Annotated in this window: 32 protein-coding genes; 10 read left to right on the plus strand and 22 right to left on the minus strand. The window is 39.0% G+C overall.

Going from position 1 to position 26,292, the window contains the following annotated elements; translation table 11 throughout:
* Nucleotides 1–49 precede the first annotated feature (49 nt).
* On the minus strand, nucleotides 50–2,182 hold the full coding sequence (locus IQ283_RS10895) for an ATP-dependent Clp protease ATP-binding subunit (protein WP_194220208.1): 2,133 nt from the start codon (nucleotides 2,180–2,182) through the stop codon (nucleotides 50–52).
* A 348-nt stretch (nucleotides 2,183–2,530) separates the two neighbouring features.
* On the opposite strand from IQ283_RS10895, the gene IQ283_RS10900 reads away from it, so the two are divergent.
* Nucleotides 2,531–2,995: a hypothetical protein gene (locus IQ283_RS10900; RefSeq protein WP_194220209.1), complete on the plus strand. Its 465-nt coding sequence runs from the start codon at nucleotides 2,531–2,533 to the stop codon at nucleotides 2,993–2,995.
* Here the strand turns inward: IQ283_RS10900 and mnmH are convergent.
* On the minus strand, nucleotides 2,958–4,019 hold the full coding sequence (gene mnmH, locus IQ283_RS10905) for a tRNA 2-selenouridine(34) synthase MnmH (protein WP_194220210.1): 1,062 nt from the start codon (nucleotides 4,017–4,019) through the stop codon (nucleotides 2,958–2,960). The genes IQ283_RS10900 and mnmH overlap by 38 nt on opposite strands.
* Nucleotides 4,020–4,134: 115 nt before the next feature.
* On the opposite strand from mnmH, the gene IQ283_RS10910 reads away from it, so the two are divergent.
* The 3 genes from IQ283_RS10910 (at nucleotide 4,135) to IQ283_RS10920 (ending at nucleotide 5,458) form a co-directional block, all read left to right on the plus strand.
* Nucleotides 4,135–4,482: a hypothetical protein gene (locus IQ283_RS10910; protein WP_194220211.1), complete on the plus strand. Its 348-nt coding sequence runs from the start codon at nucleotides 4,135–4,137 to the stop codon at nucleotides 4,480–4,482.
* Between the two features lie 107 nt (nucleotides 4,483–4,589).
* Entirely contained in the window at nucleotides 4,590–4,952 is a 363-nt protein-coding gene (locus IQ283_RS10915; protein WP_194220212.1) for a DUF4870 domain-containing protein, read from the plus strand.
* Nucleotides 4,953–5,260: 308 nt separating this feature from the next.
* Entirely contained in the window at nucleotides 5,261–5,458 is a 198-nt protein-coding gene (locus tag IQ283_RS10920) for a DUF2188 domain-containing protein (RefSeq protein ID WP_194220213.1), read from the plus strand.
* 129 nt (nucleotides 5,459–5,587) lie between these two features.
* Here IQ283_RS10920 and IQ283_RS10925 read toward each other — a convergent pair whose 3' ends face one another.
* From IQ283_RS10925 to IQ283_RS10940, 4 genes are all read right to left on the minus strand, one after another.
* A complete protein-coding gene (locus IQ283_RS10925) occupies nucleotides 5,588–5,968 on the minus strand; it encodes a KGG domain-containing protein (protein WP_194220214.1) in 381 nt (126 codons plus the stop codon).
* A gap of 169 nt (nucleotides 5,969–6,137) precedes the next feature.
* Entirely contained in the window at nucleotides 6,138–6,578 is a 441-nt protein-coding gene (locus IQ283_RS10930) for a hypothetical protein (protein WP_194220215.1), read from the minus strand.
* A gap of 91 nt (nucleotides 6,579–6,669) precedes the next feature.
* A complete protein-coding gene (locus tag IQ283_RS10935) occupies nucleotides 6,670–7,440 on the minus strand; it encodes a GNAT family N-acetyltransferase (RefSeq protein WP_194220216.1) in 771 nt (256 codons plus the stop codon).
* Nucleotides 7,441–7,443: 3 nt separating this feature from the next.
* Nucleotides 7,444–8,142, minus strand: coding sequence for an AIM24 family protein (locus tag IQ283_RS10940; RefSeq protein WP_194220217.1), 699 nt, complete (start codon nucleotides 8,140–8,142; stop codon nucleotides 7,444–7,446).
* Between the two features lie 226 nt (nucleotides 8,143–8,368).
* Here IQ283_RS10940 and IQ283_RS10945 point away from each other — a divergent pair, with 226 nt between their 5' ends.
* Together IQ283_RS10945 and cls are read left to right on the plus strand one after the other, a co-directional pair.
* A complete protein-coding gene (locus IQ283_RS10945) occupies nucleotides 8,369–8,776 on the plus strand; it encodes a DUF948 domain-containing protein (RefSeq protein ID WP_194220218.1) in 408 nt (135 codons plus the stop codon).
* 51 nt (nucleotides 8,777–8,827) lie between these two features.
* Nucleotides 8,828–10,327 carry a cardiolipin synthase gene (gene cls / locus IQ283_RS10950; RefSeq protein ID WP_194220219.1) on the plus strand — a complete coding sequence of 500 codons (1,500 nt, stop codon included), beginning with the start codon at nucleotides 8,828–8,830 and terminating at the stop codon, nucleotides 10,325–10,327.
* 64 nt (nucleotides 10,328–10,391) lie between these two features.
* On the opposite strand, the gene IQ283_RS10955 is transcribed toward cls, so the two are convergent.
* Nucleotides 10,392–10,952 (minus strand): GNAT family N-acetyltransferase, encoded by a 561-nt coding sequence (locus IQ283_RS10955; protein ID WP_194220220.1) that lies wholly within the window; start codon nucleotides 10,950–10,952, stop codon nucleotides 10,392–10,394.
* A 245-nt stretch (nucleotides 10,953–11,197) separates the two neighbouring features.
* Between IQ283_RS10955 and IQ283_RS10960 the strand changes: the two genes are divergently transcribed.
* Together IQ283_RS10960 and IQ283_RS10965 are read left to right on the plus strand one after the other, a co-directional pair.
* Nucleotides 11,198–11,758 carry a histidine phosphatase family protein gene (locus tag IQ283_RS10960; protein ID WP_194220221.1) on the plus strand — a complete coding sequence of 187 codons (561 nt, stop codon included), beginning with the start codon at nucleotides 11,198–11,200 and terminating at the stop codon, nucleotides 11,756–11,758.
* Nucleotides 11,758–11,979, plus strand: coding sequence for a hypothetical protein (locus tag IQ283_RS10965; RefSeq protein ID WP_194220222.1), 222 nt, complete (start codon nucleotides 11,758–11,760; stop codon nucleotides 11,977–11,979). Before IQ283_RS10960 ends, IQ283_RS10965 begins: the two co-directional genes overlap by 1 nt.
* 98 nt (nucleotides 11,980–12,077) lie before the next feature.
* Here the strand turns inward: IQ283_RS10965 and IQ283_RS10970 are convergent, their stop codons facing one another.
* Nucleotides 12,078–12,251: a hypothetical protein gene (locus IQ283_RS10970; RefSeq protein ID WP_194220223.1), complete on the minus strand. Its 174-nt coding sequence runs from the start codon at nucleotides 12,249–12,251 to the stop codon at nucleotides 12,078–12,080.
* 158 nt (nucleotides 12,252–12,409) lie between these two features.
* On the opposite strand from IQ283_RS10970, the gene IQ283_RS10975 reads away from it, so the two are divergent.
* Entirely contained in the window at nucleotides 12,410–13,747 is a 1,338-nt protein-coding gene (locus IQ283_RS10975) for a DUF2254 domain-containing protein (RefSeq protein WP_194220224.1), read from the plus strand.
* Nucleotides 13,748–13,804: 57 nt separating this feature from the next.
* Here IQ283_RS10975 and IQ283_RS10980 read toward each other — a convergent pair whose 3' ends face one another.
* The 8 genes from IQ283_RS10980 to IQ283_RS11010 all read right to left on the minus strand — a co-directional run bounded on the left by IQ283_RS10980 (nucleotide 13,805) and on the right by IQ283_RS11010 (nucleotide 19,064).
* Complete coding sequence (locus IQ283_RS10980; protein WP_194220225.1) at nucleotides 13,805–14,341, minus strand: redoxin domain-containing protein; 537 nt, start codon at nucleotides 14,339–14,341, stop codon at nucleotides 13,805–13,807.
* A 3-nt stretch (nucleotides 14,342–14,344) separates the two neighbouring features.
* A complete protein-coding gene (locus tag IQ283_RS10985; protein WP_194220226.1) occupies nucleotides 14,345–14,767 on the minus strand; it encodes a YueI family protein in 423 nt (140 codons plus the stop codon).
* A 131-nt stretch (nucleotides 14,768–14,898) separates the two neighbouring features.
* Complete coding sequence (locus IQ283_RS10990) at nucleotides 14,899–16,167, minus strand: M48 family metallopeptidase (protein WP_194220227.1); 1,269 nt, start codon at nucleotides 16,165–16,167, stop codon at nucleotides 14,899–14,901.
* Between the two features lie 211 nt (nucleotides 16,168–16,378).
* Nucleotides 16,379–16,630 (minus strand): hypothetical protein, encoded by a 252-nt coding sequence (locus IQ283_RS10995; protein WP_194220228.1) that lies wholly within the window; start codon nucleotides 16,628–16,630, stop codon nucleotides 16,379–16,381.
* Nucleotides 16,631–16,762: 132 nt separating this feature from the next.
* Nucleotides 16,763–17,635 carry a Cof-type HAD-IIB family hydrolase gene (locus tag IQ283_RS11000; protein ID WP_194220229.1) on the minus strand — a complete coding sequence of 291 codons (873 nt, stop codon included), beginning with the start codon at nucleotides 17,633–17,635 and terminating at the stop codon, nucleotides 16,763–16,765.
* A 212-nt stretch (nucleotides 17,636–17,847) separates the two neighbouring features.
* Complete coding sequence (locus IQ283_RS24285; protein WP_255622949.1) at nucleotides 17,848–17,970, minus strand: hypothetical protein; 123 nt, start codon at nucleotides 17,968–17,970, stop codon at nucleotides 17,848–17,850.
* 91 nt (nucleotides 17,971–18,061) lie between these two features.
* Nucleotides 18,062–18,367, minus strand: coding sequence for an AzlD domain-containing protein (locus IQ283_RS11005; RefSeq protein ID WP_194220230.1), 306 nt, complete (start codon nucleotides 18,365–18,367; stop codon nucleotides 18,062–18,064).
* Nucleotides 18,360–19,064 (minus strand): AzlC family ABC transporter permease, encoded by a 705-nt coding sequence (locus IQ283_RS11010; protein WP_242057327.1) that lies wholly within the window; start codon nucleotides 19,062–19,064, stop codon nucleotides 18,360–18,362. The genes IQ283_RS11005 and IQ283_RS11010 overlap by 8 nt, the downstream gene beginning before the upstream one ends.
* A 113-nt stretch (nucleotides 19,065–19,177) precedes the next feature.
* Between IQ283_RS11010 and IQ283_RS11015 the strand changes: the two genes are divergently transcribed.
* Nucleotides 19,178–19,747 carry a helix-turn-helix domain-containing protein gene (locus IQ283_RS11015; protein ID WP_194220231.1) on the plus strand — a complete coding sequence of 190 codons (570 nt, stop codon included), beginning with the start codon at nucleotides 19,178–19,180 and terminating at the stop codon, nucleotides 19,745–19,747.
* Nucleotides 19,748–20,045: 298 nt separating this feature from the next.
* Here IQ283_RS11015 and IQ283_RS11020 read toward each other — a convergent pair whose 3' ends face one another.
* The 6 genes from IQ283_RS11020 to IQ283_RS11045 are packed head-to-tail and all read right to left on the minus strand — an operon-like array spanning nucleotide 20,046 to nucleotide 26,210.
* Nucleotides 20,046–21,443, minus strand: coding sequence for a dihydrolipoyl dehydrogenase family protein (locus IQ283_RS11020; protein ID WP_194220232.1), 1,398 nt, complete (start codon nucleotides 21,441–21,443; stop codon nucleotides 20,046–20,048).
* Nucleotides 21,443–22,594, minus strand: coding sequence for a dihydrolipoamide acetyltransferase family protein (locus IQ283_RS11025; RefSeq protein WP_194220233.1), 1,152 nt, complete (start codon nucleotides 22,592–22,594; stop codon nucleotides 21,443–21,445). The genes IQ283_RS11020 and IQ283_RS11025 overlap by 1 nt, the downstream gene beginning before the upstream one ends.
* Nucleotides 22,595–22,608: 14 nt before the next feature.
* Nucleotides 22,609–23,604 carry an alpha-ketoacid dehydrogenase subunit beta gene (locus IQ283_RS11030; RefSeq protein WP_194220234.1) on the minus strand — a complete coding sequence of 332 codons (996 nt, stop codon included), beginning with the start codon at nucleotides 23,602–23,604 and terminating at the stop codon, nucleotides 22,609–22,611.
* A complete protein-coding gene (pdhA, locus tag IQ283_RS11035; protein WP_194220235.1) occupies nucleotides 23,601–24,665 on the minus strand; it encodes a pyruvate dehydrogenase (acetyl-transferring) E1 component subunit alpha in 1,065 nt (354 codons plus the stop codon). The genes IQ283_RS11030 and pdhA overlap by 4 nt, the downstream gene beginning before the upstream one ends.
* Nucleotides 24,666–24,688: 23 nt before the next feature.
* Nucleotides 24,689–25,795, minus strand: a complete 1,107-nt coding sequence (locus IQ283_RS11040; RefSeq protein WP_194220260.1) for a Glu/Leu/Phe/Val dehydrogenase — start codon at nucleotides 25,793–25,795, stop codon at nucleotides 24,689–24,691.
* 19 nt (nucleotides 25,796–25,814) lie between these two features.
* Nucleotides 25,815–26,210, minus strand: coding sequence for a thioesterase family protein (locus IQ283_RS11045; protein ID WP_194220236.1), 396 nt, complete (start codon nucleotides 26,208–26,210; stop codon nucleotides 25,815–25,817).
* Nucleotides 26,211–26,292 lie beyond the last annotated feature (82 nt).

Genomic DNA, 26,292 nt, shown 5'->3' on the forward strand with positions numbered 1-26,292 from the left:
CTAATAAAAAAGAAAGCCGCTCCATTGGAACGACTTTCAAGAATGTGATTTATTTTTCTTTTGATACGACGAGTTTATCTTCTACAACTTCAACTGTAACTGACTGAAGGTCTCCTTCATCCACTAGTATATCGGCAATACCATCTTCAACATGTTCTTCGATCACTCTGCGAAGTGGTCGCGCACCAAACTGCGGATTATAGCCAAGTGAAGCTAACTTCTCTTTCGCTTCATCGCTAATTGTAAGAGAAATATTCTGTTCCTCGAGACTCTCATCCAAATCTTCAATCATTAAATCAACGATTGTAACGAGGCTGGATTGTTCGAGTGATTTAAATGGAATAATTCCATCAAATCGATTCAAGAACTCGGGTCTAAAGTAACCACCAAGACTCTCCATCACATCCGTGTAGCTTTCAGCTGATTCAAAACCAACTGTAATTCTGCGCTCTGATGTTCCAGCATTACTTGTCATAATAATAACCGTATCTTTAAAGCTAACAGTTCTACCTTGACTATCAGTTAAACGTCCATCATCAAGAATTTGTAAGAACATATTTTGAACATCAGGATGAGCTTTTTCAACTTCATCAATTAATATGATGCTATATGGCTTACGTCTTACTCGCTCGGTTAATTGCCCAGCTTCTTCATGACCAACATAACCAGGAGGCGAGCCGATTAACTTAGATACAGAGTGTTTTTCCATATACTCACTCATATCAAGACGGATCATGGCTTCACGATCACCAAACATTTCTTCTGCAAGTGATCGGGATAGCTCTGTTTTACCGACTCCTGTTGGTCCAACGAATAAGAAGGAACCTATTGGGCGATTTTGACGTTTCAATCCGGCACGACTTCTGCGAATCGCTTTAGCGACTCTATTTACGGCATCTTCCTGACCAATTACTTTCGCATTAAGTCGATCCGCAAGATTTTTCATTTTCGTTTGTTCATCTTCGCGAAGTTTCCGTACTGGAATACCTGTTTTTCCTTCTATAATGTGTTGAATCTCTTCAAGAGACACTAAATGATTCACACTTGATTTATTTTTCAGCGTTTGCTCAAGCTGCTCCTCAAGCTGTAATTCTTCAGTTCTTAACTTGGCAGCACGCTCATAATCTTCTGCTTCGGCTGCTTTATTTTTTTCAGCAGCTATTTCTGTTAGACGTTGCTGAATTTCATCGTGGCTAGACTCTGCAAACGTTAAGTTCAATTTTGCTCCTGCTTCATCCATTAAGTCGATCGCTTTATCTGGTAAGAAACGGTCTTGAATGAAACGATTAGACAATGTTACACATGCTTTAATGGCTTCATCTGTGTACTTGACTTCATGATAGTCTTCATACTTAGACTGCAAACCTTTCAGAATTTCAATGGCTTCATCTACAGTTGGCTCATTAACCATAACTGGTTGGAAGCGACGCTCAAGCGCTGCGTCTTTCTCAATTTGGCGATACTCTTTAAGAGTCGTTGCCCCAATTAACTGAAGTTCACCTCTAGCTAACGCTGGTTTCAAAATGTTACCTGCATCCATTGAGCCTTCAGCAGATCCAGCTCCAACGATTTGATGTAGTTCATCCACGAACAAAATAACATTCTTTCTACTTTGAAGCTCAGAAATTAACTGTTTCATCCGCTCTTCAAATTGGCCACGAACACCTGTGTTTGAAACGAGTGAAGCTACATCAAGTAAATAAATTTCTTTGTTTTTTAGCTTAGAAGGGACATTGCCCTCTGTTATCCGAAGAGCAAGGCCTTCCGCTATGGCTGTCTTCCCGACACCAGCTTCCCCAATCAAGACAGGGTTGTTTTTATTTCGGCGGTTTAACGTCTCAATCACTCTCGATACTTCATTCTCTCTCCCGATAACCGGATCAATTAATCCAGCTTTTGCGGCGTCAGAAAGATTTCGTCCCAAGTCATCAAGTAAGCCACCTTTTCCATTTCCAAACTCGGTTTGCGGCCCCTCCTGTTGTGCGTTAAATCCATGTTGACCTGATTGGTTCATAAAGGATTGAAAGAACTCATCCATTTGACCTTTTGGTGATGATGCAGTTTGACCATTCATCACTTTTGCGTAACACGTACTACAAAGGTGTACTTGTTTCTTATTCTGATTCATCTGGACATTAAGTTGAACCGATGCTTGATTTTGTTGACAATGATCACAAAGCATATGATGGCCTCCTTATAATATATATAACGTACATTTTATGAAATTAAGATAAAAGGTAAAAGATACTCGCTTTGACTTTGACTATCTTTGACCTTGTAACTATATTATAATTTGACTATCTTTGACTTTCAAGTCTTTTGCTCATCCAAATTTTATTTTTTTCTAACTGATTAACGACTCAGGAAAATATCATTCCTATAAGGTTCTTAAAAATATTTGTAATATTTGAAATAGAGGAATTTTTTCAGAGATTGGATAATAGATTGTAATAACTACTTTTCGACAAAGGGGTATACAAGTTTACTAGTACGGTAACAATGATGATAGATTACAAAGGGAGGATATCTTATGAATGATTCAGTCTATCAATTGATTGTTGAAACAACCGTCAAACGAGTGCCTAGCTGTCACGAGACGCCTGAGGATTTCTTCATTGCCCTTGATGATCGAGAATATCCATATTTAATCTTACCCACGCCTAAGGAAATGTTTGATAATGATGATGTGTTCACAATTCGTTTGATTCCGGATGCCCTCAACAAATTTCGATTTGAATTGGACAACTCATTCACTAAATTATCTTTCAGACGCTTTTCTACCTTCTTTGATGATAAAACATACTACTTTGGCCCCGACGACAATATGTTGATTCATTTTCTAAAGTCGCCCGTTTACAGAAGCTATGTCGCGTGGGTAAGTCACTTGTATTTTAAACGCATTGATGACCTTATTGAACGGTATAACAATGAACAGCTTCCTGAAGAAAGAAAATCCATTAAAGCGAAACTTTCTCGCCTTCTGATCGAAGCTTAATCTCGAAGCGATCTACTTCATTCTGGACAAGTTTAGTTCCTTCCTCAAGTGAATCATACGTTAGGTTAATAATGTTACCTTCGTTCTCATATGCTTTGTATTCATAACGAGGATCATAATAATAAATCAGGAGCCGTTCAACAATCAAGGCATAGTCATTCTCAGCAAGAGCATCGGCAATTACTTCTTTATCTTCATTCGAAAATCGCTTCTCAATTTTGTTAATAGCTCCTGTGATTTCTTCGTGATGATGTTCAGGATGATACGTATTTAAGATCGTACGAATTCGATAAGAAAGCGGGGCGTGGACTTGTATACGCGTCCCTTTTTGTTTGCCTTCTAAAATAAACTCTGGAATGATAATATTTCCAAGTCGCTTACTTTCAGATTCAATGATGTAATAAGACGTTTCTCCAATTTCTCCTAATCTATGGTACAGCATGGCTTCAAATTCTTTTTGACTTCTTTCAGGCAAATCAACTCTTCCAAATACAGAACCTCGATGAGCTGCAAGTCCCTCAAGATCAAGAACAGGATAACCCTTCTCTTCTAAATCATTAAGTATTTCAGTTTTAGATGTACCGGTTAGTCCTTCCAAAACAAGATAGGGTGTCGTCTGATTCGCAAAGTATTCTAAACCAGCCGTCACTTTTTGTCTGTAGGAACGAATACCTCCTTCTAGCTGTCGGCATGGCAGTCCCATCATGTCAAAAATAACTGTCAAACTTTTACTTCTCATTCCTCCTCGCCAGCAGTAAATAGCAATTTCTTCACCTTTTGTTATTTCCTTCGCTCGTTTATAAAACTCAGGAAGTAAGGGCGAAACAAGAGAAATCCCTAATTCCTTCGCTGCTTCAGTTCCTTTTTGCTTATATGTTGTTCCGACAATTTCTCTTTCTTCATTAGAGAAAATAGGTAGGTTCACAGCACCTGGGATATGAAACTTTTCATATTCTGCCGGTGTACGAACATCCAATAAGAGCATCTTTCTTTCCAAAACTTCATCGATTGTTATTGTTTTCATGACACTCATCCTTTATATATTTACATAGCACAAGTATATCATCATCTCTTTGCCAAGTTCATTTGTACTGTTTATCCAATGTATAAATGGGGAAATTTGATAGTGAGGTGATACAATGAATGCGTCAACTATGCTAACAGAAGTTCGTAACACGCTTACTGAATGGGTAGGCGGACATCTTATCATTGAGAAAAAAGAACAAGACGATCTCGATAAAACCATCATGAAACTCGAAGATTTTGTATTTCAACACAGGGGGGAGACCGTCGATGATTACACGGCTTCGACACTCCTTCAACTTAAAGGCGAAGGTAAAGTCATTTCAGACGAAGCTACAGCCCCTCTTCCACACTCCACTTTTGAAATTCCTTTAGAAGATATAAACGATGTTAAAAAGCATTCAGACGAGCTGATCGTACTTACAGAACGCGCATCTTATCACATCAACTACAATTCCAATTAAAGGAACCAAAGGTGGTTCCTTTTTTTGTTGCCTACTTTATTAAAGGCATATCTCAAAATAATGAGTAATATGCTGATCATAAATGAGCTATATGGGGAGGTATTGAGATGGATAATAAAGACGTAACGGTTCCTGATCAAACAATAAGACAATGGGCTATGTATGTTCATCTCTCTGCATTGAGTGGTTATTTAATTCCTCTGGGACATATTATTGGTCCAATCATCCTCTGGTCAATTAAAAGAGAAGATGAACCGTTTATCGATGATCAAGGAAAAGAGTCCATTAACTTCCAAATAAGTATGACACTCTATCTCGTCATTGCTGGGATCTTAAGTCTAGTCCTTATAGGGCTTATCCTTCTCCCTATTCTACTTGTCATGCACCTTATCTTTATTGTGATTGCATCGGTCAAGTCGAATCAGGGCACTTTATATCGCTACCCCTTAACCATTCGATTTGTATCTTGAATTTTCAAGAATTTCAAGCGTTTACACATAATTTAGGTATGTCCATGTTATAATGAAACTAAACTTATGATGTGGAGGGTCTGCTCTTGGCTGTTAAGGAAAAAGAATGGAACCGTTTTACTGTATGGGCACTTGCCTTTATGGTTTGGATCGTTCCTATTGCTTTTGTTATTGGTTTCTACATAATTTCACGTCCCCAGTAAAACCAGCGTCAATGCGCTGGTTTTTTTAATTCTCTTAAAAGCAGGTTTTATCACTACATATGATGGGAATTGTTCCTTATACACAGCTTAAAGGAGGATTTATTCATGAAGGAATTTACAGTAGCACCAAATAAAGATGTAACAGGTTGGTACGTTAAAATTGAGGACGTCGCTCCAACAGACCTCTACGATATGCGCTCAACAGCTATTGAAAAAGCAGAGGAAATGGCTAAAGGAGATTCTCCAAGTCGCCTATTGATTTTAAATGAACAGCATGAAGTTGAAGAAGAACGCTCATTTTAATCTACATAAAGAAGCCCTCCGTAGCTTACGGAGGGCTTCTTTATTTTTATTTCTAATCGTCACAAGATCTATTTTCAAAAGGATTTTATTAAAAAGAACGAAGGGAAATCCCTTCGCTCTTTACTGTTTCTATTTGTTTCCGCCGCTCTTTTTTCCACCCTTTTTCCCAATTTCCTCATAGAATTCTTTATCTTGATTTTTAGATGTTTGGTTTCCACCTTTTTCTCCAATTTCTTGATAAAACTCTTTATCGTGTTCTCGAGCGGTTTTCTTACCACCCTTTTCTCCAATTTCCTCGAAGAATTCTTTATCATGCTCTTGAGCCGTTTTATTACCGCCCTTTTCTCCTATCTCTTGATAGAACTCTTGATCATGCTCTTTTGCTGTTTTTTCTCCACCTTTTTCTCCAATATCCTGATAAAACTCTTTGTTATGTTCTCTTGATGTTTTTTTGCCACCTTTACGTCCTGCTTCTTCTCTGCTCATTTTGTCATTACTATTGTTAGCCATTTAAAAATCCTCCTTTAGTAATTTTTTTACATCTTGCGCTACACTTGTTGTATTCCACCTTCCTCAATTGATAAACGGGAAAATGGTTTCTTTTTACATTTTTGATTCTATCTTACTAATACTAGTTATTATCCGACAAAAAACGCTCCCAAAATTGGGAGCGTTTAAATTAAGAATAGTAAACATGGATTGGTTTCTCATATTTCTTTGAAAGTTTCTCAAGAGACTTTTTGACATTGATCAAATCGTCTTTATCTATGCCGCAGCCGATTTTGATTTTAAATCCTTTTTCCTCGAACGGTTTCAGTTCCTTTATCATGTGTTCAAATGATTTCAACCAGGCGGGATAATTGGTTTGAAGTCCAGCTGGCTTATACTGTCCATACAGATTAGCAATAATACGCTTATTATCTCGACTTAAAGCAAACGAGCATTTACCTAACTTCTTCTTCGGAGAAAACGGAAAGTCTTCATCTGCTTTAGCGGCTTCAGGGTACGTTTCTTTTACTGATTTTGCAATGCCAACATCCATTGCATTAAAACAGTCGCATTGATGTGCAATTACAGTACAGTCACTTTTAAGAAGGTTGCCTTTTTCAAAACGAATCATACATGCACTCTCCTTCGTAAAGAACCCTTTTGTATGATTATAATGAAAATTCTATTAATTTCAATAGGAATATTTTACTTCCTTCAGCATATTATGATAAGTTTCGCACTTCTGAACTCGCTTTTGTATACGTAACTGCATGAAAAACTGGATGACAGTCATTATATTGAAATATTTGCTGCATTGGTTTGTTTTCTATACCTGTACTACCTATATAATAAGTTGCGCCTTTTTCTTGCAAAAGAAACAAACCTAGCTGATGTAATAGCTTTCCGAATCCTTTCCCACGCTGCTGGGGCAATACACCCATGTAAAATAGTCTACCTTCTTCTTCCGTGCCCGGTTCAATAATTGGAATAACTACGCCTAAGAGGTTTTTATTCCAATAAACAGAGTAGCAGCTAGATTTGTACTGCTCACCAATTTCTTGCTTCATCGCTTCATACTGCATTTCGATAGGGTGAGCGGAAGGAGCATTAAGTGTTCCCTCTGAACATGCTTGCCACAATTCAAGAAAGAGTTTGATATCCCTCTCATCAACTAGCTTATAAGTAATACTACTATTGTGATTAAAATGCATTTTTTCCATATGAAAACTTTTATAATATTCGATGGACTCAGACTTTAAAGCAAAAAAATTATTTTCTAGCACCTGTATTTTTAATTCGGAGGATGCTTCTACCGTTACCGTACAGTGAAGAACCTCTTTTGATTCTAGAGCAACACTCAATCGATCAAGTAACAAATCAAATTCAGGACTACGCTTGAGTTTATCTACACCTTCGATTGAAAGATAGTAAGGTCTTCCATCAAGTAATTTGACACCTAGTTGTTCTTCATGTTCATTCAATGAGAAAACCATACGTTACCCCTGATTATTTTGCATATATACTTCTTCAAATGGTTGAACGACAACAAACCCTTCTCCTTCAAATCTCATTTGAACCGATTCACCACTTCCTCTTCCAAAGAAGGACTTCAGCGACACATCCGTTTGAAAATTCGGCTGCAATTGACCTGACCAGGCAACCGTTGCATTAGGATCTGTAATGACTGGTTTTCCCGGAGTTACTCGGATTGTAAGTGGTTCATAATGGCTTGTAATAGCAACCATTCCCGGACCCTGACAAGTGACATTAAATAATCCACCTGCCATCATTCCAGTAATTCGTTTCATCATTTTGATATCCCACTGGATGCCATCTTCAAATGCGAGTAGATCATTTCCATTTACGCTAATTGATTCTCCATGTTGCAAATGTAGGATGGAAATCTTCTTCCCAGAATCCGCCAGATATAACTTGCCATTTCCCTCAGCTTTCATTAACGAAGCTCCCTCACCTGTAAGGGCTTTTTTAAACATCTTCCCGAGGCCGTGTTCAAGAATTCCCTCTCTCTCGAATTTAATCTGACCGTTGTAAGTAATCATAGCACCAGATTTCGCCCACACACGCCCAGCGAGATTAACTTCTAACATTCTTGGCGTTTCTAACTCGAAAAATCCTTCCCCTTTATCTTGTTGTTCTGTTGATTGAATAAATTCTTCTATTGAGTATCGATTCATTTTCATCTCTCCTTCTAATTAACTATTACGAATAGGTACTGCAAAACGTTTCAACTTTCTACTTAATTTTCAGTTAAATACAAACTCTTACAACTCGATTTTTTTGTATTATATGAACAAAAAAATAAATTCTGCTCATACTCATCTCTTTTTCATCAAATTGTTTGCACATATCATGTTAAGGGTAAGGTAACATTAACTATAATCGCGAGTAGGAGGTTATCATATGGTTATCGTTTACATTAGTATTGCAATCGTAGTTCTTTCACTTATTTACCTGGGATACATAGCCCTTCAAAATTTCAAAGAAACCAAAAAATCTTTAAATGATTTATCTGAGACCGCAGCGAGGTTTCAAGAAAAAGTAGATAAAATTACTGAGGAAACAAATCAATTAACAGCGACCACTACAACCATTTCTGAAGGCATCCAATCGAAAAAAGAAACTGTTCAAGGCGTTATTCAAGTTGCCAAAGGCACACCTGAACCCTTTAAAAACCTTGTTTCATCAATTAAAAACACGCCAAATCCGCAGCGTGAAGCAAGAGATTCACAGTTAACTGAAATTGGTGATCAACTTGTTGACTTATTGGGAAGATATCGTCTTAAACGGAAATCAAAACATGCGGAGTAAGGGCTATGCCCTTACTTTTTTTGGTCAAATTCAAATGAGGTGGGCTATATTATGAAACAAGCAAGACAAATCATTTTCTTTCTTCTTATGACAACTTCACTTTCGATCATCTTGTTCACATCGCTATCACCAACATGGAAATGGGCTGCCGGTATTCTTTATGTAGCGATTCTAGTTTCTATTTTATTCGTACTTTTACTAGAAGGTAGATCACCATACAAATCGCTTTTATGGATATACGTATTAATCTTCTTTCCCATTGTAGGTTATGTTTTCTTTTTATTTTCTGGTCAACTGGAAGTAAAGGGACATTTATTTAAAGAGAAACGTACTAACGGTCTTGAATTTTTCAAGAAGTACGTAAACTTTCCAGCTTCTGAAAAATGGCATGACCTAAGTGAGCGAAACCAAAATTTCTCAAACCTTATTGCCACGATGGTTGCAAGTCCTATTAGTATGCGATCCACAACGGACCTCTTACTAAATGGTAGAGAGACGTTCACGGCGATAAAAAATGAAATTCAAAAAGCTGAAACGTACATACATATGGAATATTATACGTTTCGTTCTGATGAACTAGGACTCTCGATCATTGACTTACTCGTTAAGAAAGCCAAAGAAGGCGTTGAAGTAAGGGTACTTTATGATTCAATCGGAAGCCATAACCTTTCAAGAGCTTCTAAAACAGCCCTAAGGGAAGCTGGTGCAAGTGTACAGCAATTTCTCCCCATTAAATATGGATTCGTCAATCAAACTATTAATTTTCGAAATCATCGCAAGATCATTGTCATTGATGGAAAAGTCGGTTTTGTAGGTGGCTTAAATATCGGTGACGAGTATGCTGGGGATATGAATCAAATGCGTTTCTGGCGTGATTCTCACCTACTTGTTAAAGGAGAGGTGCTTTCTGCCCTCCATGGCGTTTTCTTAATGGATTGGTCCTATATGTGTGGTGAGGAACTTCTAAATGGTAAGTACCTCGAAACATATGATGTCGAAGGTGATGGTGGCTCTCAGCTTGTGGCTAGTGGGCCAGATACAAAACGAGGAGCTATGTCAGATCTATATTTCAGTCTGATTACTTCTGCAAAAAATAGAGTTTGGATTGCTACTCCTTACTTTGTTCCAAACAAAGCCATCCGTACTGCTCTAGCCATGGCTTCTATGAGAGGTATTGAAGTGAGACTCATTGTTCCTGAAGTAAGTGACGGCTTTCTTACCCAATACGGAACAAGATCCTACTTCTCAGAGCTTCTTGATTATGGGGTAGAAATCTATATGTATCGAAAAGGATTTCTCCATCAAAAAATTATGATTGTTGATGATGATCTGGCCACAATCGGCACAGCAAATATGGATATGCGCTCATTGAATTTAAATTTCGAAGTGAATATGTTTCTATTTCAATCAAAAACGGTTCATGACCTTGTAGAAGCTTATCAAAATGATTTGAATGATTCAGTCAGCGTGACAAAAGACTCTTATAGTAAGCGTGGACTTAAGCACCGCACAAAAGAATCTTTCGCCCGACTGTTTTCACCAGTATTATAACGAGAAGGTACCATCAACCTGAGGTATTTGTATTACTTTGTGGCTGCATGATTTTAATCAGGTTTTACGGACGAGAAGATCCCCATTCACTTTTTAATAAAGAATACATGATTAGATTCATATACTCACCACCTGCGAGAACATAATCACGCAATAGTCCTTCTTGTTGGAATCCCAGTTTGGTTATAAGTTTCCTCGAAGGTGCATTGTTTGGATGAATCAGTGCACCAATACGATTCATATCTAACTGCTGAAAGGCAAAGGGAATGACGGCTGATAAAGCTTCCGTCATATACCCCTTTCCTTCTTCAGCTTGTTTTAATTCATAACCCATTTCAATACGATTGACTCGCTTAGTCCAATTATGAAAGCCACAAGTACCAATCAATTCTCCCCTCTCTCTCACCTCTATTCCAAATCGCATCGCCTGCTTTTGCTCAAATCCTTTCTTAAAACTCATCAACATTCCTTCTACTTCTTCAAGACCGCTCATTTGCTCACTTCCGTAGTATTTCATCGTGTGCGGATTCGAAAATATCGACAATAACACAGGAGCATCATCTTCTCTTAATTCTCTTAATCTTAAGCTATTTGTAGTTAGTTCTGGAAAACTCTCCATCTCCATGCCATCCACTCCTATTTCTCGTTTGAATTATTTGCACCTCATAACACTTCATATAAAAAAATGCTTAAAGAATGGCTGGCATTCTTTAAGCAATCAGGGGGTAAAACATCTTTTAAAAAAGGGGTCTATCTTATAACGAATCAGCGCTATTAAAAGTTTCAATATTCTATGAATAATTTTCTTCACTCTATCTGAATGGTAAAATAGATCATAAGCACGCTCAAACGATTCTAGGAGTGATCATATTGAAGAAAAAAATATACTTAGTCAGACATTGTCTCGCCTCAGGACAAGAATCTACAGCTTCCTTAACGGCAGAAGGACGTGATCAAGCGACTCAATTAGCACAATCTCTTGGACATATTCCATTTGATAAATTATATAGTTCCCCTTATAGACGTGCCCTTCAATCGATCGAGCCACTCGCTCTTCAATTAGATAAACCAATTACTATTGATGATCGGCTAGAAGAGAGAAAGTTATCTGCTGTGCCTATTGAAAACTGGATAGAAGAACTAGAGCAAACATTTGTAGATCTGTCTTACACCATTGAAGGCGGAGAATCAAGCCAGCAAGCCATTTCAAGGAGTATTGCGGTCTTAAATGACGCCCTTCTCTATACGAAAGAATATTGTCTTGTCATGACACATGGGAATTTATTAACCTTAATACTGCATCATTTTAATACAGATTATCAGTTCAACACATGGAAGAAACTTCGGAATCCAGACGTCTTCTGCCTTACTTTTCATAATAATACGATCGAATCCATTCAAAACGTTAAGTTATCGGGGGAACCATTGTAATGTCTCAACTCTATTCTCGTTTCCACTGTTGCGCTACTTGCATTCATTTTGAAGTGGTGAAAGCAGAAAAAACAAGCTATCGATGCGCAAGACTCGGCTTTGAAACGAAGCCTACCTACCAGTTTAACTGTTGGGAACCAAAAGAAATTGTTAAGAAAAAAATGGAGAAAGAGAAAGCACTAGAGAAGGTGGATGATTCTTCTTCTAAGAAAACTGAGTGAAGTTATTAAAAAAGCATAAAAAAATGCCTCCCTAAAAAGGAGGTTTCTAGACTACATTAACTAACGAGTCACTATTCTCATCAATGTGAATCATTCGTTCAAGAAGATGTTCCTGATAGCTGCATCTCTTCCATCCATTTATTTATTTGTTCTTGAGGAAGGTCCCAGCTAATCCATGAAGCCATAACCTTAACTTCTTCATTCTCAACTACCCAGTACTCATATCTCTTTTCGGAGAAATTTTCAATGATGCCCGTCCGATCGATCTTCATCTGCTTTTCCTCCTTAGTATCATTTCTATGACTATACCCTATTTAAATGATGTCTAATTACCTATTTTACTTTTATCACGTTTAGAATGTTGATGCATGAAACACTGCCCCTTCTTCACATACTATCCAAAATCATTCTTTTTTGGAGGAAAAGGGGTATGGAGCACAATAAATTCAAGCGAATCCGATCAAGCTTCTGGTTTATTCCAACTTTTTATGGTGTTGGCGCTTTTCTCGCAGCTATTATCACGCTCATTATAGACCGAACGATCATCCAAGGTAGTGCGATGGTTCTTCCCTATTTTTTCTTTGCTTCCTATGAAACAAGCGTCACTATTTTAAGTACGCTCGTATCTTCCATGTTAACAATGACAACCATTACTTTTTCGACAATTATGGTTGTCTTAACAACGTATTTATCCAACTTCTCACCACGAACATTGCAGAATTTCATTACCGATCGTATTACGAAAAGAGTCCTTGGAATTTTTGTTGGAGGAATTATTTACTTTATTATTCTTCTTCTCCTAATTGAACAAAGCAGTCAAGAAGATGTTGTCTATCTTGCACCTGTTTTCGCTGTGATCTATGCCATTGTCTGTGTCGCCTATTTCGTTTTCTTTATCCATCACGTATCGAATTGGATTCTCGTTGGAAATTTGATACAACATATCACTACTAATACGTTAACAACAATCGACCGTACCTTTTTAGATTTTGAAGAAGCCAACCATGGTGATATCGCCTCTTGGGATTCTTGGGAATTAGATGAAATTAAGATGAAAAAACCTATTGCCATTCGATCCACTAAATCAGGGTACTTACAAAATATTGATTTACCTGATTTGATTTCGGTTGCCACTAACAAAGATTTTATCATTCGACTCGAGAGAGATATCGGAGAATATATTGATGAAGGTACGGTTATTTTTTCTTATTGGGCATCAATGGATTCTTCTCCTGATTCTCATATCCTTCTTAATACGTTATCTCTTGGAACAGAACGAACAACTGATCAAGACATAGAATATGGCATCCAAAAACTAGTTGAAATTGCATTAAGAGCGATCTCACCTGGAATTAATGATCCCAATACAGCCATTAATTGCATCAACCGACTTGGGAGAGTCTTATCACGTCTTGGCCAGAAACACATCCCACACCCCCTGTATCATGATGAAAAGAAAAACTTACGCGTGATCACAAAACCTATTACGTATGATACGTACCTCTATAAAAGCTTCTATCAAATTAGGCATTATGCCAAAGAAGATGTATCCGTTCTTGGCTCGATTCTTCATTCTTTAGAATTAGCAGCAGACGGAAATAAACATGATACGCACGAAACTATATGGGAATTCGGGCAATTTGTAATTAGAGGATTTGATCCAAAAGTGCTCGATAAGTTCGATCATCGCTATATAAATGAAAAGCTTGAACGACTCGCGAACGCAACTGGTTTTCAAGATGCTTTTCATCCGATCTCACATGAATAGCCCCGTTAGAAATCGGCATGAGAAAAACGGTCTCACCAGAGAGACCGTTTTTTGCTATTATTTTACTTGATCAAGCCATGTTTCCATATCTTTCAGCGTAAGAGGTCCCACTCGTTTCTCACGAATAATTCCTTCTTCATCAATCATAAACGAAGTTGGCATGGAAATAACCTGGTAGAGATTCTCACCTACTTTACCTTCTTGATCCATAAGAACTGGAAAGCGAAGCTCATGTGATTCAACAAATTTTGGAATCGCTTCTTTCTTTGGCTCGTATTTAGTGAAATTAACGGATAGAACCGTTACTTCTTCACCATGCACATCAGCAAATTTTTGAATATCCGGCATTTCTTCTTCACAGGGTGGACACCATGTCGCCCAGAAATTGAGAAAAACGGGTTCCCCTTCATAATCTGAAAGACTCACTTCTTCCCCATCAAGGGTTTCTAAGTTAAAATCTGCTGCCTTATCGCCAACTTCCGTTCCTACACTTCGATCGGCGATAACTGTATTATAAATCCCCCATAGAAGAGCAACAGCAAGAACGATTAGCACAAACTTCTTAATCATTTTCATTCGATCTTTTTTATTCATGCTCTAGTCCAACGAAAAGCGATCATCATGAACAAAGATCTCTTCTCGTTCAATCGCATCCTGCTTTGAGGCTAGGACAAGTCCAAGTGGAGTATCTGTTTCTTTATCATTCACAATCGTGAATGATAGAGAAGCTTTGCTCGCTTCTTTAATATATTTTGAAAGCATGGAGTAAGATAAATCCCCATTTAAATATAGAATGCCATTCCGAATGCGCTTCATTTCATTAATCACTTCTTGATATACGTTGTTTTGTGCAACCTGCCTTTTTGTAAGAGCAACATATACACGCTCTCTAAAAGTTGATAAGAACAACGCTTTTTCTGCCGGTTTTAATTCTGGCGCACCATAGATTCCAGCATCAAGTACTCTCTTAATATCTTCGTTCACGTTTGCCACCTCATCATGTAAATTGCTTTGCTTCATTGACTTCTACCTTCATCCTATACTATCTCCACTCATTCTTAAAGTGAAGGTTCTGTTAAAAGTGAAGGTATGTATCTTGAAACAGGATTCCCTCTCAAACTAAAGATGATTCAATGAAAAAAGATGCCCCATCACTCCGTGGGGGCATCTTCTTCATAGTCATTCAACATAATCAACCGTTCCATCATCGTTGGATGACCATATTTAAAATATTTCACAATGAAAGGCGGATTTACTTCATTTAAACTATTAACCGTCAGTGTTTGAAAGGAACCAATCGCTGCATCCACATCACTGGTCATTTCAATGGCATATTCATCTGCCTCCATCTCAGCATGCCGAGAAACCGCAAGTTCTATCGGACTCGCAATAAAAGACATGATCGAGAAAAGAAGCAATAATGCTGGTAAAGATGCAAGATCTGATTCTGAGTGAACCCCCCATGAGTCGCCCCATTTTCGAATCATCTTCCCAAGAAGCCGATATGCCAGGTATAACCCTATAAAACTCGTTGCTAGAGCGCCAACCAAATTTCCATATAGATGATTCATAACATAATGACCCATTTCGTGAGCCATAATAAAAAGCACTTCGTCATCATCAAGCTTATTTAAGGTGGTGTCCCAAAGAACAATTCGTAAATTGTCGCCAATACCAGATACATAAGCATTCATTGCATTCGTTTTTTCTGACATATTCACTTCAAAAACACGGTCTGCAGGAATATGAGCCGTATCAGCCATACTGAGTATTTCTTCTTCTAATTCTTTGTCTGTTAATGATGTAAAGTCGTTGTATAAAGGATCAATTACGACCGGCTGAATATACATCATAAAAGCAAGGTACGGAACCATTAATCCCCACGCAATGAGCCACCACTTTTTCTTAAAACGATTCATTAGCGCATAAAGAACACCGATAATAAGGGAAGTAAGCAAAATATCAATCCAGAATGAGATCATTTCATCTTTCATCCAACCAGAAAAGGATTGCGTGTTGATCCCATATTTAACGGATAAAGACCTCGCCCAATAGTGCAGTGGAAATGTTAGTAACCATGTAAAAGCCGTTAGTAAAATGATATACAACGGAACAACGACTATCCGTTTTTTTGAAATACCTTCACCGAATTGTTTAAAGAGCTTTGATAACCCAAACCAGAGAACGCCAAGATAGATGAGCCACTCATATGGAATCGCAATAAACGAGAGAAAGCTTCTGTAGCGTGAATATTCCTCCGATAATTCTAACTGCCTGTCTGTCATAAATGTTGCTGGATCTGCCGCTGTTCCCTTGTATGCTTCAGGTACCCCGAAGTCCGCCCAATTAAATAAATAGAGTCCCAGGATCAGGGCGTAAATGGAGAATCCCAGAATGAGCCAGGTTATGCGTTTCTTCATCTTCATTCTCCTCCCGATACGATCTCATTATCAATAGTACGAGCAAAACAACTTTTTAGAACCTTTCCCCATAACGATTCCCAATACTAACTACTCTTCTATGTAGTTTCTACAAAACATGCAATTCTCTTTCAATCCTAACCAAATCTTTCTCTCACTCTTTCCATATAGAAAGCCGACAGAGTGATCTGTCGGCTTCCAAAATCTTTTATTAACTTTCCGCGTATGCGTTTGTTCGATCATAGCTGTGATCAAATCGATTGAGAATCCCACAAACGGGACACTCTGCAAGAACTTGCAGTTCAACAATTGGCGCCTGGCTACTTTTCGTCGTAATTCCAGTTGCCTCAACCCGTTCTTCCATAGATACATGTTCCTTCGCAATTGGAATAAACCACGTATACTCAGTCTCACACATTCGACACGTTGCTTTTTCTTCAATTTCGGTTGGCTTTAATGTCATTTTTTCCAGCTCCTTTAGCAGAGTAATTCAAAGGCTGCAGAAACAAGGGCCCGGAAAACCTCCAAAAAACTGGGAATCCCTTCCTGTAAAGAGGGTTCCCGTTATGAAAAAAATCAAACATCTTTCACAAGGTTAATTAGACAGTAAATCTTCGTCCATTAATTTATATATGGCATGAGCAACGCCATCATGCTCATTGGTTTTTGTAACAAATGAAGCCTGTTTTTTTATTTGCTCGTCCGCATTTCCCATTGCAATAGGATAGGAGGCTTTATTGAACATCGAAACGTCATTATAGTTATCGCCAATTGCGGCGGTTTGCTTCATATCCAGCCCCATTTGTGCTACAAATGTTTCAAGCGCAAGTCCCTTCTGAGCATCTTCATGATTAATTTCCAAATTTTCTTTACCTGAAGAAGTAACCACAGTTTTTTGTACATTTTCAGCTGCAGATGCCGCTCGCCCTAATCGACTTTCATCAAAACAGAAACTAAGGAATTTATACACATGAAGGCTTTCATCTTCTAGTAGTTCATCAAAATCATTAATGGCTTTAAGTGATAAGCTTTCGAACTGACGCTTTGCTCCAATCTTCAATTCTTCTGTAGTTAGGGCCGGATTCGAACTCTTCATCATATCCATGATTAAATCAATCGTTCCATCATAATCGTGAGTGAAAACACCTTTATTTGTAAATAGCTGATAATAAATCTCTTCACTATCAAGTATTTGTTTAATCGATTGGACTTGCTGACGATCAAGGTAAATGGCGTGCAAGATCTCTCCTTCAACAGAGCGAATCTCTGCGCCGTTATAGCAAATAACAGGAACTTCCAATCCACTTCCTTCAAGTGGCTTCATCGCACCATCATAGGCGCGTCCAGTGTTAAGTACAACCGTTATCCCCTGACTCTGTGCCTCTCTAATCGCATTAACATTCTCAAAGCTGATTGTTTGTTCATTCGTTAAAAGCGTTCCATCCATATCAATCGAGATACATCTCATTAGGGCAACATCCTTTTCTATTTGGTCCAATCCTTCTTTCAAACTTCTTAGATAGTATAGCAAAAGTAATGCTTGTATAAAAAAATAAACGTTGTTGATATTTGGCTCATTTAACCCCAGTGACGAACGATCGAATGAACCAAAAATCGAGAAAAACGAACATAGCTCTAAACAAATAAAAAAGAGCTTTCAAGAAAGCTCTTAACAAAACGTTACTTTTTATTTTGAAAGAAAAAGTCAATGAATGAGGATATTACTTCGACAGATTGGAACCAGACGAGTGACACGGCGGTCATTGAGAAAAACCCAACCATCAAAATACGAAACAAATGCATGTTTCATTCCTCCTCTTTAACTCTCGATATTTGGTTTGATTTATTTATATCACAAAAATCAAAAAATTCAAATCAATTAATTTCACATTTGCTAAATAAAATAGGCATACGTACTGAGCACTGCAACAGCAAACATAACAACAACAATTAAATTCGCCCCAAGGTATGCTGCAACGATTGCTGCCACTGCCCCAATAACACCAAACATCATATCATCATTGATTGTTAAAATACCCGGAAAGATGAGCGCACCCAAAATCGCGAAGGGAACGTTCTTTAGTACATTTTGAATAACAGGCGGTATTTTATCAGAATTAAAAAATACGAGTGGAATCATTCTTGGAATATAAGTGACAACTGCAAGTCCGACAATAAGCCAGATCATAGAATTACTCATTCGTTCCCCTCCCTATAAACCATTCAACAATTATGGAAGAAAGCAGAGTGGCAATCACGATAGCCCAACCTGTTGGAAACTGAGCCAACGTAAGAATGCTATTAAATATTGCAGCTAACCCTGCAAGAAAAAGCACCTTCCGACTTTTTTTAGCAGACGGAATAAGTAACCCTACAAACATGGCATAAAGCGCAACACTCATACCCTGCTGAATCACTTCAGGTAGAGTTGCCCCAGCAATGTATCCTCCCCCTGTAAAGATGACCCAACTCGAGTAGGAAATCAGACATAATCCAAACATATAACCTGTCGTGAGAGCACCTTTTTTTGTTGCGGAAACGGTAAACGTTTCATCAGTAATTCCAAAGGCGTAAACGGCTTTTTTCCATGGAGTATCTGCCTCTACTTTTTCATTTATAGAGGCACTCATCAATAGGTGGCGAATATTAACAATAAAGATTGTAAAAATAATTTCAAAGGCACCTGTCCCAATGGCAATTAAGCTAAGCGTAATGTATTGAGCAGCACCTGCAAAGACGAGAATACTCATAAGGACCGCTTCATAAAGCGTTAGTCCTGTTGTTCTTGCAAGTAAGCCAAATGTGAGAGCAACCGGCATATATCCGACAGCTATGCTTACACCTGCTTTTAATCCATCTACAAAATCAGAATCACTCTTTGTTACGATAGCCTCCACTTTATCCCTCCTATTGCCCTAAACTGTTCAATATATTAAACTTATTGTATGTTATATTAAACAACTTTTCAATATAAAGGATAAATATGTAACAGCTAAAAGAGGAGTATTCAATGGAAAACCAATCCCTAACAAAACAAATTGGCGAAAAACTAAAAAAGCTTCGTCTTGAAAATAAGTTAAGTCTCGATCAACTATCCGCTCGATGCTCAGTAAGCAAGCCAATGCTTGCTCAAATTGAACGAGGTGCTTCAAACCCAACCGTTAATACACTATGGAAAATTGCAAATGGACTTGGCGTGTCTTTCACGGCATTCATCGATGAAGAACAGCCTGTTATCAAGAAAGTCAATCGATCTGAAATCGAACCATTAATTGAAGAAAGCGGAAAAATGAAGGTGGTCCCGCTCTTTCCGATGGAACCAGGAAAATCGTTTGAAACGTTTTATATTGAACTTGAACCAGGATGTGACTATCATTCTAATCCACATCCTGATGGTGTTGAAGAATATTTATTTATTGAAGAAGGCAGTATGACCCTTGAGGTCGATACGCAGTCATACATCATTTCTAATGGAGAAAGTTTAAGATTCACTGCAAATTATCCACATTATTATCGAAATCCTTACAGTGAATCATGTAAAGCTATGATGATCATTCACTATCCGAGTTCTATACGTTAAGACAGAGAGTTATACGGAAGATATAGTTCTCCCCATTTAATTCAGAAAGTTCTTTAGGAGGTCTTTGTGATGAGGAAAGCTTTATTTATAGTGACTCTACTGATTGTAGTAGCTTCTTTCTTCATCAACCTTTTTATCGAAAACAGTTCCCTACAAACAATCATCAACATGACCGGATTAGTTGCTATACTCTTGCTAGCTATTTTTACAAGGATATGAACTACTAGTATTAAAAAACATTGAATTACCCCATGTAAAAGACCAGGCGAGCGAAAATATTCGCTCGCCTGGTCTTTTATCATCTAACTTTTGTTTTCACTACTGATTCAACAGTCATTTCAACCGCTTCTGTCCAGGCTTCACCATATCCTGGATGCGGGGAATAAGGATAGATAAAATCTTCGTCTCTTGCCCCCATCTCAAGAGCTAGCGTTGCTTTTTCGATCAGTTCAACAGCACCAGCACCCACAGCATGAAATCCTAGAAGCACATGACTCTGTCGATCTCGAATGACTTTGATCCGACCTTCTGTATGGCCCATGACTGTTGCATAACCATTTGCTTGCATAGAAGAACTTGCCGTCATAAACTCATACCCTGCTTCTTTCGCTTCTTTCTCCGTTAAACCTACAGATGCTACCGGAATTTGAGTTTGGATGACTTGCGGAAGACAATCGAGCGTAAAAGCGGCTTTTATACCGCAGCAACGATCCGCCGCCGTCTTGGCCTGCTTAATTCCCTTCGCAGCAAGCGAGGGTCCCACAGTTACATCACCACAGGCATAGATCGTTGGTATTGACGTTTCACATCCCTCAGAAATGTGAATATATCCATCATCATGTAAGTCAATTCCCGCTTGATCCAATCCAAGCGAATCACTATTATGAATCCTTCCAATCGAATAGGCAATTATTTCTGTTTCTAATTCAACGTTTTCTCCGTTTTGGTTACGGAATATCAATCCAAGACCATCGTCCTTTACACTGCAATCAGATACTTCTCTGAACACCTGAACCTTTTGCTTTTTAAATTGCCTTTTGCATTCACGTTGAATGCTTTCATCCCATTCAGAAAGAATCGCTTCTTGGTCTGTCACAATCGTTACTTCTACACCTAGCGAGCGAAACGTACTCGCCGCCTCTACCGTAAGATAATCTGCTCCAAAAATAACAAGTCGATTAGGCAGGGAGGATAATGTATAGAGCTGTTCTACAGGAAAAATGTTTTCTTTTCCGCTTGAAATGAAGGATGGGGTTTTTGGTCGACTCCCCGTTGCAATAATCGCATCGTTAAATGACCAAACTTCAAATTTCTCCCCTTGTTCTACACCAATTCGCTCAGAAGATAAAAACGCTGCATGTCCTTTTACACAGTCGATGTTATTTGACTTAAAACGCATCTCAAGACCTTTTTCCATGGAATCGATCATGCGATTTTTCTCGCTATGCCATTTTTCCATAGAAAACGATGAAGCTATCGTTACCCCTGGAGCCGTTTCCTTCATTTTTCTCGCTGAAGATGCCAGTAGTTTTGATGGTATACATCCTCTATGCAGACATTCCCCACCTGATCGAGATCGATCTACCATAGTAACGTCTCTTCCATGCTTCGCAAGTCGAAGAGCGGCTTCATAACCAGCTGGCCCTGCGCCAATCACGACAACATCTTTTTCATGAATGATCTCACCTACAACCATTAGACAAGCTCCGTTATAAATAGAGAAGGTTGTTCGATCAATTCAATAAAGCGATTCGTAAAGCGCATAGATGTCCCTCCATCTGCGATACGATGATCAAACGTCATTGATATCGACATTATTGAGCGAATAATAATTTCGTCTTTTTCCGTAACAACTGGCATTTTTTTTGTTTTATGGAAAGCAAGTAAAGCCGCTTCTGGATAATTAATAATCGGCGTAGCCCCAGTGCTACCAAGCGGTCCTGCGTTACTAATCGTAAATGTACCAGATGAAAGGTCTTTGCTTTTGAGCTGATTACTCATAGCGGATTGATGAAGGTTTTTCATCTTAGTGTGAATGCCTTTAATTGAAAGTTTGTCACAGTCGTGAATAACAGGCACAATGAGCCCTTCCTCCGTATTCGTTGCTAAACCAATATGGATATTAGGGTTTAAATAAATGAGACCTTCCTCTTCTTTTAATTCCGAATTGAAAATGGGAAACTCCTTAAGTGCAAGGCATACTGCTTTAATATAAAAGGCAGCAACAGAAATAGATACCCCACTTTTTTCTTGAAGTGTCTTTTTCATCTCTAATACATTCGTCACATCTACTTCGTCAAAATGTGTAACATGAGGAATTGTGAGAGTAGATTTTTTCATTTTTGCTGCGATTTGTTTCCGTCTCGCTGAAAATGGAATGGTATCAGTTTGTAATAGATTCGTTTCGTTTGCTTTTTCTTGCTCTTGAAGCTCTCGAGGACTTTGTAATGTGGCAATATGTCTTAAAACATCTTCGTCTGTAATGCGTCCCCCTGGCCCGGTACCTGTTACCCTCTCGATATCAACGTCATTTTCTCGCGCTATTTTCCTCGTGAATGGGGCAGCTAAAATTCGTTTCGTTCGGTTTGGAATAAGTGTTTGCTCCACGTGTTGAGAGATTGGAGAGATGGTTAATAACGTACCGCCCACTTCAACCACTTCACCTGCCGCTACATGAATTCTTTCTACTTTCCCCGCCAGCGGAGATGGAAGCTCAGCGGTTACTTTATCAGTCTGCACTTCGACCAACGGCTGATCAATGATGACTTGATCACCTGGTTTAACAAGCAGCTGTACAATTTCACCTTCTGACATCCCTTCTCCAATGTCATGCAATTTCACGTCCATATACGATCCCTCCTTTAGAAACGAACTGTTTCTTCAATCGCCTGCAGAACTTTACTAGCATCAGGTAGATAATCATCTTCAAGCGTAAATAACGGCACTGGCGCATCGTAGCCCGTTACTTTTTTTATCGGTGACTTCATATAGAGAAACGAAGTATCGTTAATGATTGAGATAACTTCACTTCCTACTCCTCCAGACGAGACAGCTTCATGAATGATAACCGCTCTCCCAGTCTTTTGGACTGATTCAGAGATCAATTCTTTATCAAGAGGATAGAGACACCTGAGGTCAATTACATCACATTCAATTCCATTGGAAGCTGCTTTTTCAGCAGCTTCCTCAGCCACTTTCATCATAGCTCCCCAAGCAAAAAGAGAAACATCACTACCATTACGCCGTCTGTACCCTTTGCCTAGTGGTATCGTATAACTTCCCGTTGGTACATCACCTTTGCCTGTGCGATACATCCTCATAGGCTCAAGAAACAAGACTGGATCAGGATCTTTTATACTGCTAATAAGGAGTCCTTTTGCGTCATGTGGCGTTGATGGCACGACAACCTTCAACCCTGGTATGTGAGCAAATAGCGCTTCTGTACTATCGCTATGAATTTCTGGTGCTCTTACACCGGCACCGTAAGGCACTCGAATCGTCAGTGGTACTGTATAACGACTTTGTGTTCTCGTTCGAATTCTCGTCGCATGTGTCATAATTTGATTAAATCCTGGATAAATAAAGCCAAGAAACTGAATCTCCACAACTGGTATAAAACCATTCATCGCAAGTCCTATCGAAGTTCCTATTAAGCCTGACTCTGCAAGCGGCGTGTCTATGATTCTGTCATCACCAAAAAGTTCATAAAGCCCATCTGTGGCTCTGAAAACACCGCCATTTCTCCCAACATCTTCCCCTAGTACAAGAACGGACTCATCTTCTTCAAGCATCACCTTTAAAGCTTCCGTAATGGCCTGCACCATCGTTAGCTTTTTCATATTCACCGCTATACTCATTTTTCACTCTCCTTGTGAAAAAAGCGCTCTTTTTGTTCCTGTACTGGCCAAACGCTAGTGCCGAACACATGATCAAACATAAGAGCTTCATCTGATTTCTTTGTCTTTTCCATTTCCGAGACAGCAGTATTTAATCGATCTTCTGCTTCGTTCTTGAGCTGTTCCACCCACTCAGATTCCCAAGCATTGCGAGCTTTAAGATATTCCTCCACTCTCTTAATTGGATCTTCCATCTGTCTTCTCCGTTCACTTTCCCCCTGATCGCGATATTTCGAAGGCTCATCTGTCGTCGTGTGTGCCCCATAGCGCCACGTAACGGCCTCAATTAACGTTGGCCCTTCGCCCTTTCTCGCTCGCTCGACGGCTTTCAATGTTTCACTATAAACAGCAAAGACATCATTGCCGTCCACTCGTACGCCTGGCATATCATAACCAAGTGATTTCTGAGCTATCGTCTTAGAGTTCATTTGTCTTTCAAGAGGAACGCTGATCGCATACCCGTTGTTTTGGTTAAAGAATACAACTGGGATTTGAAACACACTTGCAAAGTTTAGCCCTTCATGAAAATCCCCTTCAGATGTTGCACCGTCACCGAAATACACTATAGAAACTCGATCGCTTCCTTTTTTCATCTCCGCCCACGCTGTACCTGTAGCATGAAGAATTTGCGATGCGATAGGTACAGATGGCGGGAAAATATGTTTACCCTCTGGTGGGACACACCCCTCAATACAACCTTTCCAATATAGAAAAATATTAACGAGGGAATGTCCGAAAGCAGCTGTTGCAGCATGATCGCGATACGTTGGGAACATCCAGTCTCCATCTTCTAAAGCAAGAGCACTTCCGATTTGAGAAGCTTCCTGACCCTCGAATGGAGCATACGTACCAATTCGTCCCTGACGCTGAAGATTGACTGCTTTTCGGTCAAACATGCGTGAGAACGTCATTTGCTCATAAAAGCGCCTGGCGTTCTCTACTGTGACATATTCACTTTCTTCCAATTGCCTACCTTCCCCATTAACGAGTTGTCTCAACGGAAACTGCTCAGCTAGATCCATTGACATCCACCTTTCATTCTATTTTAAGAGCGAACTGTCCATTTTCCAGGTTTCTTATGTGCAAAAAAACTATTTCTTCGTTTTCTACTTTCCAAACGCTTTTCGCAAAAAAGATTCGCTGCTTTTATCGTAGAAAAAGAATGCGTCTCTGCTTGCTCAAAGATTGATAGCAAGGTGTCATAAATGGCTTTCGTTTTTTGCAATACTCGTTTTGGATTTGGCGTATAAAGCTCGTCAGATACTTGAATCAAACCGCCGCTATTTACAATATAATCAGGAGCATAAAGAATGCCGCGTTCATTTAACAAATCACCATGCTCATTTGTTAAAAGCTGATTGTTAGCAGATCCAACAACTGCCCGTACTTTAAGCTTATGAATCGTTTGGTCATTAATAATTCCTCCAAGGGCGCAAGGGACAAATACATCAGCATTCGCTTCATAGATTTCGTCTCCAGAAACAACCTTCACCCCACGGTTTAGATCAATAGCCCTTTGAATCAAACGGTCGATCGCATGCTGATTAATATCTGAAACAATTAAATCTGCACCTTGCTCTAGAAGCAGTTCAGCTACTTTATATCCAACTTTCCCAAGCCCTTGAATAGCGTAAGTGCGCCCTCCTAGCTCTTCTGAACCAAACACAGTTTTGTTTGTAGCCTGTATTCCATAGACCACACCGTTAGCGGTTGGAACAGACGAATCTCCACTTCCGCCATACTCTTCCGGAACACCGACAATGCAGCTGCTTTCTCTTAATGAATGAACGAAATTATCAGGAGTCGTTCCCATATCTGTACCAGTGTAAAACCGTCCGTTCAACGATTCGACAAACTGGCCAAATGCGCGAAAAAGCTCTGGAGTTCGATCTCTTAACGGATCCCCGATGATGACTGCTTTTCCACCACCAAAGTCAACGTCTGCTGCAGCGCATTTATATGTCATCCCTTTTGACAGCCTTAACACATCTTCTATCGCATCATCGACCGTTTCATAAGGTCTCATTCTACAGCCTCCAAGCGCCGGACCAAGCGTTGTGTTATGTATGGCAATGATGGCTTTAAGACCTGTATCGACATCATTACAAAAAAGTAACTGTTCATGCTCTATGATTCGATCAAACACGATTATCACCCCTTTATGAAATCGCTTACATTTTAGCTCTTGCTAATTTTTCATCGATAACGTTCTTAGGAAGAATGAACTGAATCACTTTCCCTGTCCCGATAAGTTCTGATCCTCTTTTCACGTCTACTCGACTAATGACAGATTTGTGTGTTAGCGAAATGATAACGGCAAAGATCTCGACCATTTGTCCTTCGCAAGCTGGCCCTAGATGTTTTACTTCAACACCCCCACCAATACCTTCCTCTTCTTTTTCAAGAAAAGGAAGAATTAGCTGTCTTGCTGCCCATTCCATATGGTAAACCATCGAAACAGTTGAATATGCCTTATGGACTACTTTCCCTTCAAATTTTGCATACATGTCAGGGGTTACCTCTATTTGAATAACAGCACTTTGGCCGATCGTAATACCACTCTTCACCTGCTTCACCCCTTTAACATCACACTATAATATATGACGTTTATTTAACGATATAATAACATTGCGTATATTAACCGTCAAT

The sequence above is a fragment of the Pseudalkalibacillus hwajinpoensis genome (assembly GCF_015234585.1).
Classification (GTDB): Bacteria; Bacillota; Bacilli; order Bacillales; family Guptibacillaceae; genus Guptibacillus; species Guptibacillus hwajinpoensis_B.